This is a genomic window from Castellaniella ginsengisoli (assembly GCF_040955415.1).
Taxonomy (GTDB): domain Bacteria; phylum Pseudomonadota; class Gammaproteobacteria; order Burkholderiales; family Burkholderiaceae_B; genus Castellaniella; species Castellaniella ginsengisoli.
The window spans coordinates 294806-312868 of sequence record NZ_CP158257.1 but is presented as its reverse complement, the minus strand read 5'-3'; the positions used below and the strand labels follow the sequence as shown (position 1 = coordinate 312868).

Here is an 18063-nt window from a genome sequence, read left to right as displayed (position 1 = left end):
TTGCGTCAGGCCGCGTGCCCGGCAAAGAAGGCCAGCGTGCGTTCCCAAGCCAGCGCAGCCGAAGCGGGGTGGTGGGCCGCCGTGCCCTCGCGCCCGAAAGCGTGGCCGGCCTCCGGATAGACGTGGACCGGCAGATCGGGCTGCACGGCCTGGATGGCCTCCACGTCCGTCATCGGGATCGAAGGATCCTTGCCACCGAAGTGCATCTGGACCGGCATGCGGGGCGTATCGTGGCAGTGACGCACGATGCCGCCGCCGTACCAGCAGGATGCGGCAGCGAAGGAGTCGTTCAGGCAGGCGGCGCGCCAGGACAGATAGCCGCCCCAGCAGTAGCCCGTCACCAGGCGCACGGCCTGGCCCCGCAACGCGGCGGCGGAAGCCTCGATGTCCAGCAGGGCCTCTTCGTCGCGGATTCCCTTGCGCAGGGCCAGGCCGTGGTCCCGGCCTGCGGGGTCATAATCCAGTTGCAGGCCGGTGCCGCCCCCGGGCGCCCGGTCGAACAAAGACGGGCAGATTGCCCGGTAGCCTTGCGCCGCGAAGCGGTCTGCCATCTGGCGGATATGGGCGTTGATGCCGAAGATTTCCGGCAGCACCACAATGCCCGCGCGGGCGTCCTCCGGGCCGCACAGGTAGGCGGTGAATGCATGGCCGTCGCCGGCAGTGAGTGTGATGTCCATGTTCAGGCTCCTTCTGGGAGAGGGCGTTCCGCTGCCCCGGGGCATGCCGCCCGGTTCCTGGCGGAAATCCGTCCGCCGGGACGCCGGATCGGCCCCCTCAGGGGCGAACGGGAGGCTGCACGCCGGCCGCTTCCAGGCGCTGCAGGGGATCCTGCCGATAATACTGCACCAACAGCCGGTACCAGTCCGGCCAGGCGGCGGCCATGGCCCAGGGTTCGGTGAAAAAGCTTTCCGAACTGACTGCAAAGAACTCCGCCGGGTCCTGCGCCGCGTAAGGGTCCAGCGGCAACTCCGCATACCAGCCGGCGGCGGCATCGGACTCGGGATCCACATCGGGCGGGATGAGCGATTCGATTTCGTCCAGCCAGGTATTGAAATCGTCGAAAGTCCGGTCCAGCACCTCGCGCCAGAGGCCGGGATCCAGGTCGCGGTGCGCACGCAACCCCGGCATGCCGTCCGCGCCCCCGGCGCGTTGATCGAGCTTGTGAGCGAACTCGTGGATCACTACGTTCGCCTGTGCGGCCGATCCGGCGCGGGCGTCTTCCCAGGACAGGATCACCGGCCCGCCTTCCCAGGATTCCCCGGAGGTTTCCTGCGCGTATTCGTGGACCACGCCCGCCTCGTCGACTTCCTCGCGCCGGACCAGGAATCCGCCCGGATACACCACGATCTGCGACCAGCCCCGGTACAGCGAGGTGTCCAGCCCCAGGATCGGCAGCGCCGCCTGCACCGCGATCACGCGGCGCATGTCGGGCGTCACGCGCAGGCCGTGAGCGCCGTGGAAAGCCTTGTTCGCCAGGATCCAGGCCGTATGCCGGCGCAGCGTCTCGGTGGCTTGCGCGTCCAGGCCTTGCAGGAATGCATGCCGTGCCAGCAGGGGGGGCCAGACGCGCGCATCCAGCGATTCCAGCGCCTGCTCCAAGGCCCGGTCGCGGGCGCTGCGCCCCGTCAGCCAGCGCAGCATGGCGGCCTCCTGAGCAGGGCGGGGGTGTGGCGGGGTGTCCTCATGACCGACGATTGTAATTTCATTATCCGAAAAATGCCGGTACAATAGAGAGTCCTGGGGCCGATTTGGCTTCGACGTGGGTCGCAAAACAGGATAGTGCATACCGAGCCCCAGTACGCTCGTAAATCCACTGGAAAACTACAAACGCCAACGACGAGCGTTTCGCTCTGGCCGCTTAAGCGGTGAGCCGCTACACCGACTGGTCCCTGGGTCGGGTGGGGTCAAACCCACAGTAGCGTCATTCACAGGGAATCGGGTTCGATCAGGTCGCTGGGTCGGATCTTAAATCAGTGCGAATCGCCAAGGAAGGGCCTGTCGTCCGGCATGATCCAAGGTTAAAACTCAAAATAGGCCGACTAAGTATGTAGAGCTACTTGCGGAGGGCTTGCGGACGGGGGTTCAATTCCCCCCGGCTCCACCAGAACCCGAAATCCCAACCCTGATCGGTTGGGATTTTTTTTGCCCGTTTACGATGTAGAGCCAGAGCCTGTAGAGCCGGAAATCAGAGTTGAGTTTCATGCAAAAGGGGTGCTTCCCGAAAGAAGCACCCCTTTTTTGCGTGTGCGTTGGTGCGGGCGGCCAATAGAGTCGGGGCGCCACATCCTGTCATCAGCGGTTACCATGTCCTTGGGTGTGGCGAGTGAGGAGGATGCCCAAGAGGCATAAAACTCGGCTCTACACCTCGACAGGCAACACTCAGGCAACGACACGGCATGGCACAAAATTTCTCAGAACTCGCAAATTTCATCTGGTCAGTCGCAGACCTCCTGCGCGGTGACTACAAGCAGGCCGACTACGGCAAGGTCATCCTTCCCTTCACACTGCTGCGGCGCCTGGATTGCGTCCTGACAGATACCAAGAAGGATGTGCTGGCCGAGTATGAGAAGAAGAAAAACTCTGGCATCAATCTGGACCTCATCCTCCCGCGCAAGAGCAAGCAGTCCTTCTACAACGTGAGCCCTTTCACGGTTCCAGGCCTGTTGGATGACCCCTCCAACATCCGTCACAACCTCATTGCCTACATTGGCGACTTCTCCGCCGACGCCCGGGACGTGTTCGAGCGTTTCAAGTTTACCGACCGCGTGGCCGAGCTCGATGAGAACGACCTGCTGTACCTGGTCGCCCAGAAGTTCGCGGAAATTGACCTGCACCCCTCCGTTGTTCCCAATGAAACTATGGGCCTGGTTTTTGAGGAACTGATTCGGAAGTTCTCTGAAGCGTCCAACGAGACTGCCGGGGAGCACTTCACACCGCGCGAGGTCATCAAGCTCATCGTGCACTGCCTGTTCGCAGGCGACGATGAGGCGTTGTCCAAGCCAGGCATCATTCGGTCGCTCTACGACCCCACTGCCGGCACTGGCGGCATGCTGTCCGTTGCCGACAATGAGATTGCTGGCATCAATAGTTCGGCGAAGCTGGTGCTGTTCGGCCAAGAGCTGAATCCCGAGTCCTACGCCATCTGCAAGGCGGACATGCTCATCAAGGGGCAAGACCCCAAGAACATCGTGATGGGCAACACGCTGTCGGCTGATGGCTTCATCGGCCAGAAGTTCGATTACATGCTCTCCAACCCCCCGTTTGGTGTGGACTGGAAGAAGGTGCAAGCCGCCGTGAAGGCCGAGTCCGAGAAGGGCTTTGCCGGCAGGTTTGGCCCGGGCCTGCCCCGCATCTCTGACGGCTCCTTGCTGTTCCTGATGCACCTGGTGTCCAAGATGCGCCAAGCCTCTGAAGGCGGGAGCCGTGTTGGCATTGTCCTGAATGGCAGCCCGCTGTTCACGGGTGATGCGGGTTCCGGTGAGTCGGAAATCCGGCGATATCTCCTGGAGAACGACCTCGTCGAGGCCATCATCGCGTTGCCCAACGACCTGTTCTACAACACGGGCATTGCCACCTACATCTGGCTGTTGGACAACACGAAGAAGCCTGAACGCAAGGGGCGCGTGCAGCTCATTGATGCCACGCGCATGTACGAGAAGCGCCGCAAGAGCCTTGGCAGCAAACGGGTCGAGATTACGGACGAGCAGATTGCGGAAATCGTAAAGGTCTATTCGGAGTTCAAGCCCGATGCAACCTTCACGCTGGAGTACCAGGAGTCGGTCAAGAACGGCGACGAGAAGCCTGAGCAGGAGCCCCCGCGCTGTGTATCGAAGGTGTTCGAGAACACCTTCTTTGGTTACCGCAAGGTCACCGTGGACCGTCCGCTGGCGCCAGGGAAGACCGCAAAGAAGCCCAAGAAGGGAGAGAAGCTCTACGACCCCGAGCTTCGTGATACCGAGAACGTCCCCTTGGGTGAGGACATCAAAGCCTACATGCAGCGGGAGGTCCTGCCCCATGTGGCTGATGCCTGGGTGAATGAGACCATCCGGGATGAGAAAGATGGCTTGCCCGGCAAGGTCGGCTACGAAATCAACTTCAACCGCTACTTTTATGTCTACAAACCGCCGCGGGCGCCTGAGGTCATTGTCGCTGAAATCAAGAAGATGGAGGAGCGGTTCATGGAACTCATGAAGGGGGTTGTGGCGTGAAAGGCTTGATTCAGCCTCCGGACCAATGGATATGGTCAAAAATTAAATATACGGCTGAGTTCTTTACCGGATGGACTCCTCCTACAGGGAATTCGGCATCTTTTGAAGGTGAGAACAGGTGGGCCAATATCTCCGACCTGGGGCCTCGGTACCTCATGGATACCGCAAAACGGATATCAGATAAAGCAGTGAAGGACTCTGCTATAAGGATGTCTCCGAAGGATAGTGTGCTGTTCAGCTTCAAGCTGTCTATTGGGCAGGTCTCCTTCGCTGGAAGGGATTTGTATACGAATGAAGCGATAGCAACCTTTCCTCCACAGCCAGGGATTAATGCTCGATGGGCTTATTGGGCATTTCCAATTTATATTCCACTAAATGCAAGTGAGAATATCTATGGTGCAAAGCTCCTGAATCAGGAGCTTATTCGCTCGGCAGATATATTAGTTCCGCCTGTGGATGAGCAACAGCGCATCGCCAACTTCCTCGACGAGCAGACGGAGCGGATTGATGCTTTGATTGCAGAGAAAGAGAAATTGGTCCTTACTGTAAGCGAACTCCGCCAGTCCACCATATCGAATTCTGTTTTTGTGGGAGGTGTCCCTGGTTGGCGTCAAATTCGCCTGAAGTTCTTGGTGCTGGATATTATTGACGCTGAGCATAAAACAGTATCTTTTTTTGATGATGGCGAGTATCTTGTGGCGCGAACGTCAAATATAAAAGATGGACGTCTTGTCTTGAGTGATGCTAAATACACCAATCAGGAAGGATTCCAAGAGTGGACTCGTCGAGCAGTTCCTTCGCCTGGGGATATTTTGTTTACTCGAGAAGCTCCTGCGGGAGAGGCATGCCTAGTCCCAGAAGGTATTCCGCTTTGCTTGGGGCAGCGTACAGTGCTCATTAGAGTCGATGAAAATAAAGCTGATGCCAAATTCGTTCTGTGGTCGATTTACGGGGGATTGGCCGGCAGATTTATTGCCGATTTGTCGCAAGGGTCTACTGTAGCTCATTTTAATATGCCGGATATCGGGAATATCCCACTCTTTACCGGGCCTCTTGAGCAACAGCGCGAGAGGGCGTTGACACTAGAGGGGAAACTGGGCCAGTTTGATAGTCTATCTGCACACATGATGGAGCATATCAATCGCCTCAAAGAATACAGGGCTTCTTTGATTTCAGCCGCCGTGACCGGCCAGATTGATATCAACAATTTTCATTTGGAGGCGGCGTGACCTCCTTTAGCTGGTCGAAGTATCCAGAGACGGAACTCGAGTTTGAGGCCTTGATGCAAGCCATCGACAAGCATTTGGCAGATGGAGGTCTCCAACCGTCTCAACGACCGCTAATGGTCGGTAGACTCTTTTGGGAAGCTTTCAAGTGGGGTGGGCAAATGATACCCCCTAACTCTTTGACGGACTCCCCGGGTTTTGAGGGGGACGTCCTCACGGCCAAAGCAAATCGTTGGTATGAGCACGTCTTTGCTGATAAGTTGAAGATGGAAATGGCCTATGGCCACGCTCCCTTCAAGCTTGGGAATGCTGTTTGGAAGGCTAGGTTTGGTCTGATATTTGGCAAGGTTTCCTTGTTCATTGACCGTAGCTTAGGGAGTCGAGGGGAAAACCCTGAGCATTCGAATGCCCCAGCTTCATATAACGTGCTCTGTGCTGTGGAAGGCTTGCAGCAAGGTATGGCTGATAGATTGAAAGATTCCGAGTTAAAAGAGTATTTCGACTTCTATATCTCCAGTCTGCAAGGCCTCCAGTGGCGGGATGAATTACCTAACATTGACCTGTTGTGTACTGCGCGTTCTGACTATGACCAGAGCACAGAAGATGTTATGAGCCAGCGCTATGCGCAAGCACGTTGGGGAGCACAGCAATCCGTCGAGAAGACCTTAAAGGGATTGCTCTTTATTGGTGGTTCTAATTTCCCGAAGGGCGGACCCAATGGACATAACCTGAATCACTTAGGGATGCTATTGAGTGACCAACATGGCATTGCTATCAATGCAACGACGTTGGAACTGGCCTCTTGCTCTACGAAAGTCAGGTATGGTGAAGAACCTTCGACGGAGGAGCATGCCCTGTTGGCAAATCATGCCGTCTTAGAGGTCTTGAAGGATTTGCGCACTAGCCCAAAAACCGCTGATTTGTTGGCAAGATATAACAGTAGGTCTGAATGACAATCTCCACGCCTAAAACCATCCAGATATTCCTCCCTACAGGCGACCCGCAGGGAATTCGCGTGGCTGAAATCACCACGCGCATCGTCCAAGCCATCGAAGTCCCCAGAAAACTCCTTCCAGACTTCATCGCAATGCCGGAGAGCGGCCAGGTAGCGGTCTATTTCCTGTTTGGGCAGGGTGAAGACGGGGCCTCCCAAAAGCTCTATATCGGCCAGACCGGGGACCTGCGCAAGCGCTTGGCCAAGCACAACAAGGAAAAGGACTTCTGGCAGCGGGCCGTTGTGCTCATCTCCCGCACGAACAGCCTCACGCAGACGCATGCGCTTTTCCTGGAGTGGCTGTGCATCCAGCAGGCCAAGGCAATCGGCCGCTATCAGGCAGAGAATGGCAATGATGGCAGCAAGCCTCACACGCCAGCGCCGTTGGAGGCTGATTGCCACGAAATCTTCGATACCGGCCGCACTCTCCTGGCAACACTGGGGTATCCGGTCTTTAAGTCCTTGTCCTCCAGTGAGGGGCAGCCCTCCAAGGACACTGAGCTGTTCTATTGCAACCGCGCTGGCACCAAAGCTGTGGGCGAATACACGGAGGAAGGCTTCGTTGTTCTCAAGGGCTCCGTCGGCAGAGGCACTGTGAGCAAGGCACATCTCCAGCGGGCCTATGCAAAGCACCGTGAAGCCCTGATGCAAGAAGACAAGGTCGCACTGGAAGATGGCGTGTTGGTTTTCAAAGAAGACGTTCTATTCGGAACACCCAGTGGCGCCGCTGCCGTGATTGTCGGCAGCGCCGCCAATGGTTGGCGCGAGTGGAAGAATGATAAAGGCGTGACGCTAGACGGGGTTGTCAGAAATTCCGTGTTTGAAGCGGGTTGAGCACTACACGGAAAGACGGCTGAATCGATCCTCATAGAGGATCGCGAACTGGTTCATGGCCTGCTTCCAGTCATGCGCGGATCGGCTCCATTTTGCCGTGATATTGCGCAGCGCCAGCCAGATCAGTTTAGCGGCGGCATCATCGCTGGGGAAATGCCCCCGAGTCTTGATGATCTTGCGCAGTTGCGAATTGATGTTCTCGATGGCGTTGGTGGTGTAGATCACACGGCGCACGGCCGGCGGGAAGGCAAAAAACGGAATCACCCGGTCCCACGCATTGCGCCATGCCGCGCTGACGGTCGGGAATTTCTGCCCCCAGGGACCGTCTGCAAAGGCCTCAAGTTCGGCCTGAGCAGCTTCGGCGCTGACGGCGGTATAGATCGGTCGGATGGCGGCAGCCAGCGCCTTACGGTCCTTCCAGCTCGCATAGTCCAGGCTGTTGCGGATCAGGTGAACGATGCAGGTTTGTAGCGTGGTGGCTGGAAAGACGGCTGCCAGCGCTTCGGGCATGCCTTTGAGGCCGTCGGTGACGGCGATCAGGATGTCGCACACGCCTCGAGTCTTCAGATCGTTGAAAACCTTCATCCAGAACTTGGCCCCTTCGGTGCCTTCGATCCACAGCCCCAGGATGTCACGGGTGCCGTCGGGCAGCACCGCCAGGGCCAGGTAGACGGCCTTGTTGCGCACGACCGCATCCTCGCGGATCTTGACCCGCAGGGCATCGAAGAACACCACCGGGTACATCGGTTCGAGCGGCCTGGCTTGCCAGGCGGTGACCTCCGCCATCACCTCATCGGTGACTGAGCTGATGAAGTCTGGTGAGACCTCAGTAGCGTACTGCTCCAGCAGAAAGCCCTGGATCTCGCGCACCGTCATCCCCCGGGCATACATGGCGACGATCTTGTCGTCAAAGCCCGTGAAGCGGCGTTCGTGCTTGGGGATCAGCAGCGGGGCGAAGCTACCATCGCGGTCGCGTGGCACTTCGATGCGGATCGGGCCGTCCTCGGTCAGCACGGTCTTGGCGCCCTTGCCATTGCGCTGGTTGCTGACCGCTGCCGGCTTGGCTGCCCCGGCCGGATAGCCCAGGTGATGGTTCATCTCACCGGCCAGGGCGCGTTCGATCAGCGCCTTCTTGAAGGCCAGCGATGCGGCATTGATGGCTTCGGCCGTCATCGGACCGTGACCGAACGACTCCAGCAACTCTGGAGCAATGGTCGGCAGCGCGGCTGGCTGGGTTCTTGGTTTGCGTGGCATAGACACTCCTTGGCGTCATGTTATGCCTCAAACACGAAATTAATGACAGGCCCCGCTAGACGAACTCAAGCGGGGCAATGGCTCTGCCACTACTGACGAATAAAAAAGAAGGGTTGGGGATGGCCAAGCTATCAAACGTCCACACAGAACGAATCTTCGAAAACGAGCTTTGCGACCACCTGGCCTCGAACGGCTGGACGGTGCTCACTCATCCGAGGGAGGCTGCGTCCTATAGCCGTGAGCTCGCCTTGTTCCCAGACGACCTCCTGGCCTTCGTCCAGGAGACGCAGCCGGCGGAGTGGACGAAGTTCAAGAAGTGGCACAACGGCCAATCCGAGACCATGTTTGTGAAGCGCGTGGCTGAGCAGCTCGACAAGCACGGCACGCTGCATCTACTGCGCCACGGTTTCAAGGACCGTGATGCCAAGTTCTTCCTCTGCCAGTTCCGGCCTGCCAACAAGAAAAACCCCCAGCTGTGGGTTTGGTACGAGAAGAACCGCCTGACGGTCATTCGACAGCTTCACTACAGCCTGCACAATGAGAACAGCATTGACCTGGTGCATTTTCTGAACGGCCTGCCGGTGTCCACTGCTGAGCTCAAGACTGACCTCACGCAGAACATCAAGGATGCCATCATCCAGTACAAGAAGGACCGCCTGCCCAAGGATGCCAAATCCAAAGAGCTAGAGGCCCTCTTGCAATTCAAGACCCGGGCGCTCGTCCACTTCGCGGTATCGACCGACGAAGTGTTCATGACGACAAAGCTGGACGGCGAAAAAACCTATTTCCTGCCGTTCAATCTGGGCCGTTCCGACGGCATGGGCGGTGCCACCGCGGGCAATCCTCCAGCGCCCGAGGGCAAGGGCTACCCCACCTGGTACCTTTGGGAGCAGGTGTGGGCCAAGGACGTCTGGCTCGACATCCTGGGCAACTTCCTGCACCTAGAGGTCAAGCAGGATGAGGACCCGAAGACTGGCAAAAAGCGAGTCAAGGAAACGCTCATCTTTCCGCGATTCCATCAGCTCGATGTCGTCCGAAATCTCGTTGATACGGTAGCGCAGGAGGGCGCTGGACAGGTCTATCTGGTTCAGCACTCCGCAGGCTCAGGAAAATCGAACTCGATTGCCTGGTCGGCACACCGCATGGCCAACCTGCATGGTGCTGACGACAATAAAATCTTCGACTCGGTCATCGTCATCACCGACCGCCGGGTGCTGGACAAGCAGTTGCAGGAAACCATCAGCCAGTTCGAACACAAGTCTGGCGTCGTCCAGAAAATCGACAAGAACAGCCAGCAGCTGGCAGAAGCTCTGATGAAGGGCACGCCCGTGGTGGTCACCACCATCCAGAAATTCCCGTTCATCCTGGACAAGGTGAAGGGTATGAAGGGCAAGCGCTTTGCCATCATCGTCGACGAGGCGCACTCGAGCCAGTCGGGCACGGCCGCTCGGAACATGAAAATCGCGCTGACCTCTGGCGAGAAACCCTTGTCAGCACCTGCGGTTCAGGTGGAGCTGGATGGCGAAACGGTCGAGGTGCCCGCAGACGTTGAAATCGACCCGGAAGACGTAACATCCGAGGATGTCGTCAATGAGGTCATGTCCTCACGGATGCGTCCGAAGAATGTGTCATATTTCGCCTTCACGGCCACCCCGAAGGGCAAGACGATGGAGCTCTTTGGCCGGGCCAATGCAGCGACAGGCTTGCCGGAACCCTTTCATGTGTATTCGATGCGTCAGGCCATCGAGGAAGGCTTCATTCTGGACGTGCTGAAGAACTACACGTCCTACAAGATGTTCTACAAGCTCGGTGCACTGTCAGACGAAAAACTCGTCCCCCAGGGCAAAGCTAAGACAGTGCTTGCTCGGTACGCCATCCTGCACCCGCACAACATTGCCCAGAAGGTCGTGGTCATCGTCGAACACTTCCGGGAGCACGTTGCCTCAAAAATTGGTGGTCAAGCAAAAGCCATGGTGGTCACCGGCAGCCGCAAAGCCGCAGTGCGCTACAAGCTGGCCATAGACCGGTACATCAAGGAGCGCGGCTACCAGACGGAGCTACGCACCCTGGTAGCGTTCTCGGGCAAGGTCGAGGACCCTGATTCCGGTCCGGATGATTTCACAGAGGCCAGCATGAACCCAGGGATTGGGGGTGCCGAGCCGTCTGAGGCCTTCAAGGGGGATGATTACCGCATCCTGTTGGTGGCTAACAAGTATCAGACCGGCTTTGATCAGCCCCTGCTGCACACCATGTATGTCGACAAGCGCCTCTCTGGCGTACTGGCCGTCCAGACGCTCTCTCGGTTGAATCGCATCCTCCCGGGCAAGGAGGACACGTTCGTCCTCGACTTCGTGAACAAACCCGACGAAATTCTGGAGTTGAATCACACCGGGTTTTCAGGAGGCTTCGATTCTTGAGAGAATGGAGCCATGAGCAAGAACAACAAGTTTTCCCCCGAAGTTCGTGAGCGCGCCGTACGGCTGGTCCAGGAGCATCGTGGCGAGTATCCATCGCAGTGGGTAGCAGTGCAGTCCATTGCGCCCAAGATCGGCTGCTCGGCATACACCCTGTTGAAGTGGGTTCAGATCCAGGAAGTGGAGGCCGGTACGCGGGCCGGCGTGCCGCAGGCAGAGCAAGAGCGCATCAAGGCTCTGGAACGTGAAGTCAAGGAATTGCGCCGGGCCAATGAAATTCTCAAGTCGGCCAGCGCTTTTTTCGCTCAGGCGGCGCTCGACCGCGAACTGAAGAAATAAACGCCTACATCGACCAGCATCGGGGCCTGTATGGGGTCGAGCCGATCTGCAAGGTGTTGCAGGTCGCCCCGTCAGCCTACCGGCGATATGCCGCCCGATGCCGGAATCCGGAACTGCGAAGCCTGCGAGCCAAGAGGGATGAACAACTCATGGTGAATATCCAGCGTGTGTGGGAACAGAACTTTCGGGTCTATGGAGCCCGCAAGGTCTGGAAGCAGTTGAATCGAGAAGGGGTGATGGTGGCGCGGTGCACCGTGGAGCGTCTGATGCGACACCTTGGCATCGAGGGGATCAGGCGCGGCAAACGGGTTCGCACCACGATCCCTGATAGCGCAGCTGCCTGTCCACGAGATCTGGTGAAGCGGCGCTTCGAGGCCGACCGGCCCAATCGACTGTGGGTCGCAGATTTCACCTACGTCTCAACCTGGCAGGGATGGTTATACGTGGCCTTTGTCATTGACGCCTATGCCAAGCGTATCGTCGGCTGGCGAGCCTCCAGCAGCATGACGACAGACTTTGTCTTGGATGCCCTGGAGCAGGCTGTCTATGACCGAAGACCGACGCAGTCCGATAGGCTCGTCCATCATTCCGATAGGGGATCCCAATACGTGTCCATCCGCTACTCCGACCGATTGAGCGAGGCCGGAATCAATCCATCAGTCGGCAGCACCGGAAGCGCCTATGACAATGCGCTGGCCGAAACGATCAACGGCCTCTACAAAACGGAAGTGATTCATCGGCGCGCGCCCTGGAAAACCAAGGCTGCCGTGGAATTGGCGACCCTGGAATGGGTCTCGTGGTTCAACCACCAACGCCTGCTCGAATCCATCGGCGACATTCCGCCCGCTGAGGCCGAAGCGCGATACTATCGGCAACTTGCAGCGCCGACTGTGGAACCTGTTTTACTTTAACCAAACAGCCTCCGCGATCCCCGGTGTGATTCAAGGAGACATGGTTAATCAGTTCTTCCAGCTTCGAGAGTCGCTGCCTGATGAGCATCTCCGTGCACAAGTCAACGACCATTTTTTACGTCAAATTAACGAGCGCTCAAGCCAGGATGAACGCAAGGCCATTCTTCGTGACTTGAAGCTTGAGGGGCGAGAGGGTGTGGTGCTTATTGACGCCAGTCGTGATAACAAGACCTCAGGGTCGAAGACCTAGAGCCTCTACAGTGTTGAGTACGAGGCAAAGACGCTTCAGATGACTTACTGCGAGAGAAGCTCTGGCCACCGCTTACATGTTTCAGGTCAATGTTGTCTGTGGTACTCTACACGTAGGTGGTAGCAGCCAATAGTTTCTCTGCAGGTTGCACTACACGTTACCAAGCGGCAAAAAGGCGCGAACGCGAGCAATCGCGTCGGCGTCAGCGGCGGGATAACAGGCTGAATCACACCGGGGATCGCGGAGGCTGTTTGGTTAAAGTAAAACAGGTTCCACAGTCGGCGCTGCAAGTTGCCGATAGTATCGCGCTTCGGCCTCAGCGGGCGGAATGTCGCCGATGGATTCGAGCAGGCGTTGGTGGTTGAACCACGAGACCCATTCCAGGGTCGCCAATTCCACGGCAGCCTTGGTTTTCCAGGGCGCGCGCCGATGAATCACTTCCGTTTTGTAGAGGCCGTTGATCGTTTCGGCCAGCGCATTGTCATAGGCGCTTCCGGTGCTGCCGACTGATGGATTGATTCCGGCCTCGCTCAATCGGTCGGAGTAGCGGATGGACACGTATTGGGATCCCCTATCGGAATGATGGACGAGCCTATCGGACTGCGTCGGTCTTCGGTCATAGACAGCCTGCTCCAGGGCATCCAAGACAAAGTCTGTCGTCATGCTGCTGGAGGCTCGCCAGCCGACGATACGCTTGGCATAGGCGTCAATGACAAAGGCCACGTATAACCATCCCTGCCAGGTTGAGACGTAGGTGAAATCTGCGACCCACAGTCGATTGGGCCGGTCGGCCTCGAAGCGCCGCTTCACCAGATCTCGTGGACAGGCAGCTGCGCTATCAGGGATCGTGGTGCGAACCCGTTTGCCGCGCCTGATCCCCTCGATGCCAAGGTGTCGCATCAGACGCTCCACGGTGCACCGCGCCACCATCACCCCTTCTCGATTCAACTGCTTCCAGACCTTGCGGGCTCCATAGACCCGAAAGTTCTGTTCCCACACACGCTGGATATTCACCATGAGTTGTTCATCCCTCTTGGCTCGCAGGCTTCGCAGTTCCGGATTCCGGCATCGGGCGGCATATCGCCGGTAGGCTGACGGGGCGACCTGCAACACCTTGCAGATCGGCTCGACCCCATACAGGCCCCGATGCTGGTCGATGTAGGCGTTTATTTCTTCAGTTCGCGGTCGAGCGCCGCCTGAGCGAAAAAAGCGCTGGCCGACTTGAGAATTTCATTGGCCCGGCGCAATTCCTTGACTTCACGTTCCAGAGCCTTGATGCGCTCTTGCTCTGCCTGCGGCACGCCGGCCCGCGTACCGGCCTCCACTTCCTGGATCTGAACCCACTTCAACAGGGTGTATGCCGAGCAGCCGATCTTGGGCGCAATGGACTGCACTGCTACCCACTGCGATGGATACTCGCCACGATGCTCCTGGACCAGCCGTACGGCGCGCTCACGAACTTCGGGGGAAAACTTGTTGTTCTTGCTCATGGCTCCATTCTCTCAAGAATCGAAGCCTCCTGAAAACCCGGTGTGATTCAGGCATGGCCGACAGTGCAAAGTCACACGGCTACGCGGTTGCCGCAGCTTGGGCCTCGTTTCCTACCCTCGGAATTGTTGGGGAGGCGAGTAAAGAACGTGAAGGGCAGGCCAGAGGTGGGGAGGCGGCTGCGTCGCCAAAGTTGCGACATGCAAACAACTGCGGCACAGCCTGGCTAACGCGGTTCGGGTGCATCCTTGGCGTTTTGGTTGTTGTTTTGAGCATTTTTGGCTACGACACCGAGGCATATATGCAAGTAAAAACGCGTATTTCGGTCGCAACGACACGTTTGGTAACAATAGAGCATCCGCAGCTATCTCTGCAGGTTGCACTACACGTTACCAAGCGGCAAAATGGCGCGAACGCGAGCAATCGCGGCGGCGTCAGCGGCGGGATAACAGGCATGGCCGACAGTGCAAAGTCACACGGCTACGCGGTTGCCGCATCTCCTCATGGCTGCTGGTCCGAGGGGTTCAACACCAGCAGGTCCCCTGAGCATGGCGCGTAGTGCTCTCCATGCTGTTTGCTCTCGCAAAGCATTGAGTGACGCCTGGGAATATATAAGAAAAAATTCCACACCTAGGTCTCGAGATACTGTCGGAGTCGATGGTGTCAGCATAAGTAGTTTTGAACGCGACAAACATGCTCAACTGGTTCTTATGTCGAGAGAGCTTGGGTCTGGAATCTATTGTTTCCATAGCCTAAAGCCATATTTTATTCCCAAGGCCAACAAAGGGTATCGGCTGATTAGTGTGCCTGCGGTGCGGGACCGCATCGTGCAACGGGCATTAGTTGATTTTCTTTCTGGGAAATATCATGAGAAATTGGCGAATGAAATAAGTTATGGGTTCGTAAAATCCAGAACAGTCAAAGATGCTGCTTTGCGGGCTTGCAAACTCAGAGATGTTAATCCCTGGGTATTTAAAACTGATATCACATCGTTTTTTGATAGGGTTGATAGGTCGCTGCTTGCCCAACGGATTAGAGACGTTGTTCGAGAATCTTCGCTCCATGATTTGCTTATTAGTGCTATCAACTGCGAGGTGGATGATTCCGTAAGGAGTGCAAATACCAGAATCAAAAAGATGGGTATCCACAAGGGGAGAGGTGTCAGGCAAGGGATGCCGCTGTCTCCGCTGTTTTCGAATTTCCTACTGCTGGAATTTGACCGAGAGGTTCTTTCGAAGCGGGTGCCTGCTGTTCGTTATGCAGATGATTTGATTTTTTTCTCTCGGTCGAGAGCAGGGTGTTTGGATATTTTTAACCACTGTCGGGACGAACTCGGGAAGATGAGCCTTAGTATCCCTGATATTTCTGAGAATTCGAAATCGGTAATATATGCACCGCATGAACCGGTGGAATTCTTAGGGCTTGAACTGACGGCAGTTAGTGCGGGGCAGCCTGTGGTGCTTAGGTTGTCCAATGCCCAGATGGAGACAATCAGGGATGAATTGCTGAAATTGGCTTCAATTCCAGAATTGGTTTCTAGAAAAATAACCCTCAAGAATTTTGGGCAGCAGCTATCCGCTAAGCAGGAGGGATACCTAGGAGCGTATGAGGCATGCTCGAACCACAGTGACCTGCAGGCCCTTCTGTCGAAACTTGAAGATGAGGTTCTGAGGCGGGTTTATAAAAATGGGCTAGGGATAGACCTAACAAAGCTTACAGCTGCAGCTAGAGCATTCCTGGGGCTTCGTTAGATACGATTTTAATTTTGGAAGATTTTGAATTCTGCACATTTTTTCTATTCCATGATTTATATAATCGTACGGAAAGATATTGAATGCAATTCAGGAATAAGCGAAATTAGTGTGTCGTCTGACCTTAGTTTGTGATGGGTCGCTCCGGGGGGGGCATCCTGAGGGCAAGGGGTATCTTTGCATTTTGGTTGTGGTATATGTCCATGTCTTCTATCCATGTTTCGTGATAATCGGGCGCCTTTACGTCGTGCGTGAAGCATATCGGTATTTCAGCATTTGGGTCAGGGTTGGAGGCCGTTCCTGAGCGGACCATTTGGAATCGACTTGAGCCAAATCCTGCAAGGGAGCCCATTCGATTGAATGTTGATATGGTCTTCGGTGAAATTTTCGTGGGGCGTTTTCGTGTCTGGCACTTCACGACTTACTTGTGCAGCTACAGCAACCGTAGAGTGGCTGCCCGCCCAGCGGGCTGGCCGCCAGACTTCCGTCTTTGGGGACGGGCGTGGGTTCAATTCCGTCCGATGGTGTGCGAACCCCTAGGGAAATCAATAGGTTGCAAGTAGTGCCATCTTTTGCTTTATTTTTGCACGAAGTGCCAGCTTATGCTTTATTCTCTGACCCAGAAATGGGCGGAACGCCAGTAAACAGTGCCACCTTATGCTTTATTTCGTGCCACTTTTTGCTTAACTCCACAGTTGGGATTTTTTTTGGGCTCTACCCCATCAACGGCGGATGGGCACTCACCAGTCACGGCTGATCACACCGTTCCAGCCGCATTGGGCCGGGATTCTTACTGGGCCAGGACCTTCACACGGTAATTCTCGCCTCAATCCGGTTGGCGGGACGCCCGCCTTGCGGCCCAGCTCCGCTCAGCGCCCGCCTCGTACCAGCCTTTGCTTCGGTTGACGACCCGCACGACCAGCAGCATCACCGGAACCTCGATCAGCACGCCGACCACAGTGGCCAGCGCGGCGCCGGACTGGAAGCCGAACAGGCTGATGGCGGCAGCCACGGCCAGTTCGAAAAAGTTGGACGCGCCGATCAGGGCCGAGGGGCACGCAATGCTGTGCCGCTCGCCCGCGCGGCGGTTGAGCCAGTAGGCCAGACCCGAGTTGAACAGCACTTGGATCAGGATGGGTACGGCCAGAATGGCGATCACCAGCGGCTGTCGCAGGATGGCCTCGCCCTGGAAGGCGAACAGCAGCACCAGCGTCAGCAGCAGGGCTGCCATTGAAAGCGGGCCGATGCGGGCGAGCGTGGCGTCGAACGCGGCCTGACCCTGGTTGAGCAAGGCCCGCCGCCATAATTGCGCCAGGATGACCGGGATCACGATGTACAGCCCGACCGACACCAGGAGCGTGGCCCAAGGGACGGTGATGGACGACAGCCCCAGCAGCAGGCCGACGAGGGGGGCAAAGGCAAACACCATGATGGTGTCGTTCAGGGCAACCTGGGACAGCGTGAACACGGGGTCGCCGTCCGTCAGCCGGCTCCAGACGAACACCATGGCCGTGCATGGCGCCGCCGCCAGCAGGATCAGGCCGGCGATGTAGCTGTCCAGTTGGTCCGCGGGCAGCCAGGGGGCAAAGACCTGCCGGATGAACAGCCACCCCAGAACCGCCATGGAGAACGGCTTGATGGCCCAATTGATGAACAGGGTCACGCCGATGCCGCGCCAGTGCCGGCGGACTTGCCCCAGGGCGCCGAAATCGACCTTCAGCAGCATCGGGATGATCATCACCCAGATCAGAAGCCCGACGGGAAGATTGACCTGGGCGATTTCCAGGCGTCCGATGGTCTGGAATGCGTGGGGCGCGAATTGGCCCAGCGCGACGCCGAGCACGATGCACAAAAATACCCAGAGCGTCAGATAGCGTTCGAAAAGAGTCATTGTCGGCCGATATCCTGCAGTTCGCGTTGCAATGACAGGGCATCCAGTTGGCGGATCGGCAGCGACAGCAGCAGTTCGATGCGCTTGCGCAGCATCAATGCGGTGTCCCGGAACGCCTTGAGCCGTTGTTCTTCCGTGCCCTCGGCGGCGGCGGGATCGGGGACGCCCCAGTGCGCCGATACCGGTTTGCCTGGCCAGAACGGGCAGGGTTCGCCCGCGGCGTTGTCGCAGACGGTAAAGATGAAATCGAATACCGGCGCTCCCGGCATGGTGAATTCATCCCAGCTCTTGCTGCGGTAGCCGGTGGTCGGGATGTGCAGCCGCTCCAGCGTGGCCAGCGCCAGGGGGTGCACTTCGCCCTTGGGCCGGCTGCCCGCCGAATAGGCCTGGAAGCGCTCTTTGCCCAGCATGTTGAGCATGCCTTCGGCGAGGATGGAACGGGCGGAGTTGCCCGTGCAGATGAACAGCGTGTTGTAGCGGGTTTCGAGGGTCATGGCAGCTCG

14 protein-coding genes, 1 other RNA gene and 2 other annotated features are annotated in these 18063 nt (G+C 57.3%); of the genes, 9 read left to right on the top strand and 6 right to left on the bottom strand.

The window, feature by feature from the left end:
* Positions 1-5 precede the first annotated feature (5 nt).
* Both ABRZ00_RS01535 and ABRZ00_RS01530 read right to left on the bottom strand, forming a co-directional pair.
* A complete protein-coding gene (locus ABRZ00_RS01535) occupies positions 6-677 on the bottom strand; it encodes a dienelactone hydrolase family protein (RefSeq protein ID WP_368647818.1) in 672 nt (223 codons plus the stop codon).
* Between the two features lie 97 nt (positions 678-774).
* Positions 775-1641 carry a zinc-dependent peptidase gene (locus ABRZ00_RS01530; protein ID WP_368641382.1) on the bottom strand — a complete coding sequence of 289 codons (867 nt, stop codon included), beginning with the start codon at positions 1639-1641 and terminating at the stop codon, positions 775-777.
* A gap of 98 nt (positions 1642-1739) precedes the next feature.
* On the opposite strand from ABRZ00_RS01530, the gene ssrA reads away from it, so the two are divergent.
* From ssrA to ABRZ00_RS01505, 5 genes are all read left to right on the top strand, one after another.
* Positions 1740-2104, top strand: a transfer-messenger RNA (tmRNA) gene (gene ssrA, locus ABRZ00_RS01525).
* 292 nt (positions 2105-2396) lie between these two features.
* Entirely contained in the window at positions 2397-4208 is a 1812-nt protein-coding gene (locus ABRZ00_RS01520) for an N-6 DNA methylase (RefSeq protein WP_368641383.1), read from the top strand.
* Complete coding sequence (locus ABRZ00_RS01515; protein WP_368641384.1) at positions 4205-5437, top strand: restriction endonuclease subunit S; 1233 nt, start codon at positions 4205-4207, stop codon at positions 5435-5437. The genes ABRZ00_RS01520 and ABRZ00_RS01515 overlap by 4 nt, the downstream gene beginning before the upstream one ends.
* A gap of 53 nt (positions 5438-5490) precedes the next feature.
* Positions 5491-6387 carry a HEPN domain-containing protein gene (locus ABRZ00_RS01510; RefSeq protein ID WP_368641385.1) on the top strand — a complete coding sequence of 299 codons (897 nt, stop codon included), beginning with the start codon at positions 5491-5493 and terminating at the stop codon, positions 6385-6387.
* The gene (locus ABRZ00_RS01505; protein WP_368647817.1) at positions 6384-7262 is read left to right on the top strand and encodes a GIY-YIG nuclease family protein; all 879 of its coding nucleotides are present in this window, start codon (positions 6384-6386) and stop codon (positions 7260-7262) included. The genes ABRZ00_RS01510 and ABRZ00_RS01505 overlap by 4 nt, the downstream gene beginning before the upstream one ends.
* 3 nt (positions 7263-7265) lie before the next feature.
* On the opposite strand, the gene ABRZ00_RS01500 is transcribed toward ABRZ00_RS01505, so the two are convergent.
* Positions 7266-8516: an IS256 family transposase gene (locus ABRZ00_RS01500; protein WP_368641258.1), complete on the bottom strand. Its 1251-nt coding sequence runs from the start codon at positions 8514-8516 to the stop codon at positions 7266-7268.
* Between the two features lie 77 nt (positions 8517-8593).
* Here ABRZ00_RS01500 and ABRZ00_RS01495 point away from each other — a divergent pair, with 77 nt between their 5' ends.
* The 3 genes from ABRZ00_RS01495 (at position 8594) to ABRZ00_RS01485 (ending at position 12430) form a co-directional block, all read left to right on the top strand.
* The gene (locus ABRZ00_RS01495; RefSeq protein WP_368647816.1) at positions 8594-10933 is read left to right on the top strand and encodes a type I restriction endonuclease subunit R; all 2340 of its coding nucleotides are present in this window, start codon (positions 8594-8596) and stop codon (positions 10931-10933) included.
* A gap of 12 nt (positions 10934-10945) precedes the next feature.
* Positions 10946-12180, top strand: a protein-coding gene (locus ABRZ00_RS01490) for an IS3 family transposase (protein ID WP_343839197.1) whose coding sequence is annotated in 2 segments (ribosomal slippage) — positions 10946-11225 and positions 11225-12180 — 1236 coding nt in all. Because the reading frame shifts where the segments join, the coding sequence is not laid out codon by codon here.
* Positions 11224-11340 (top strand) — a sequence feature (AL1L pseudoknot). Its footprint overlaps the gene before it by 117 nt.
* Positions 12146-12430 (top strand): hypothetical protein, encoded by a 285-nt coding sequence (locus ABRZ00_RS01485; protein ID WP_368647904.1) that lies wholly within the window; start codon positions 12146-12148, stop codon positions 12428-12430. The genes ABRZ00_RS01490 and ABRZ00_RS01485 overlap by 35 nt, the downstream gene beginning before the upstream one ends.
* A gap of 255 nt (positions 12431-12685) precedes the next feature.
* On the opposite strand, the gene ABRZ00_RS01480 is transcribed toward ABRZ00_RS01485, so the two are convergent.
* Positions 12686-13920, bottom strand: a protein-coding gene (locus tag ABRZ00_RS01480) for an IS3 family transposase (protein WP_343839197.1) whose coding sequence is annotated in 2 segments (ribosomal slippage) — positions 12686-13641 and positions 13641-13920 — 1236 coding nt in all. Because the reading frame shifts where the segments join, the coding sequence is not laid out codon by codon here.
* Positions 13526-13642, bottom strand: a sequence feature (AL1L pseudoknot). Its footprint overlaps the gene before it by 117 nt.
* 546 nt (positions 13921-14466) lie before the next feature.
* Between ABRZ00_RS01480 and ABRZ00_RS01475 the strand changes: the two genes are divergently transcribed.
* Positions 14467-15669, top strand: coding sequence for a reverse transcriptase domain-containing protein (locus ABRZ00_RS01475; RefSeq protein WP_368641391.1), 1203 nt, complete (start codon positions 14467-14469; stop codon positions 15667-15669).
* 826 nt (positions 15670-16495) lie between these two features.
* Here ABRZ00_RS01475 and arsB read toward each other — a convergent pair.
* Positions 16496-17560: an ACR3 family arsenite efflux transporter gene (gene arsB, locus ABRZ00_RS01470; protein WP_368641392.1), complete on the bottom strand. Its 1065-nt coding sequence runs from the start codon at positions 17558-17560 to the stop codon at positions 16496-16498.
* A complete protein-coding gene (locus ABRZ00_RS01465; protein WP_368642821.1) occupies positions 17557-18054 on the bottom strand; it encodes an arsenate reductase ArsC in 498 nt (165 codons plus the stop codon). The genes arsB and ABRZ00_RS01465 overlap by 4 nt, the downstream gene beginning before the upstream one ends.
* Between the last annotated feature and the right edge of the window lie 9 nt (positions 18055-18063).

Excerpts from the sequence above, each read along its gene's own strand:
- ABRZ00_RS01505 (WP_368647817.1), top strand. The coding sequence starts at position 6,384 with ATGACAATCTCCACGCCTAAAACCATCCAGATATTCCTCCCTACAGGC.
- ABRZ00_RS01495 (WP_368647816.1), top strand. The coding sequence starts at position 8,594 with ATGGCTCTGCCACTACTGACGAATAAAAAAGAAGGGTTGGGGATGGCC.
- ABRZ00_RS01475 (WP_368641391.1), top strand. The coding sequence starts at position 14,467 with ATGGCGCGTAGTGCTCTCCATGCTGTTTGCTCTCGCAAAGCATTGAGT.
- ABRZ00_RS01520 (WP_368641383.1), top strand. The coding sequence starts at position 2,397 with ATGGCACAAAATTTCTCAGAACTCGCAAATTTCATCTGGTCAGTCGCA.
- ABRZ00_RS01465 (WP_368642821.1), bottom strand. The coding sequence starts at position 18,054 with ATGACCCTCGAAACCCGCTACAACACGCTGTTCATCTGCACGGGCAAC.
- ABRZ00_RS01510 (WP_368641385.1), top strand. The coding sequence starts at position 5,491 with ATGCAAGCCATCGACAAGCATTTGGCAGATGGAGGTCTCCAACCGTCT.
- ABRZ00_RS01535 (WP_368647818.1), bottom strand. The coding sequence starts at position 677 with ATGGACATCACACTCACTGCCGGCGACGGCCATGCATTCACCGCCTAC.
- ABRZ00_RS01530 (WP_368641382.1), bottom strand. The coding sequence starts at position 1,641 with ATGCTGCGCTGGCTGACGGGGCGCAGCGCCCGCGACCGGGCCTTGGAG.
- ABRZ00_RS01500 (WP_368641258.1), bottom strand. The coding sequence starts at position 8,516 with ATGCCACGCAAACCAAGAACCCAGCCAGCCGCGCTGCCGACCATTGCT.
- arsB (WP_368641392.1), bottom strand. The coding sequence starts at position 17,560 with ATGACTCTTTTCGAACGCTATCTGACGCTCTGGGTATTTTTGTGCATC.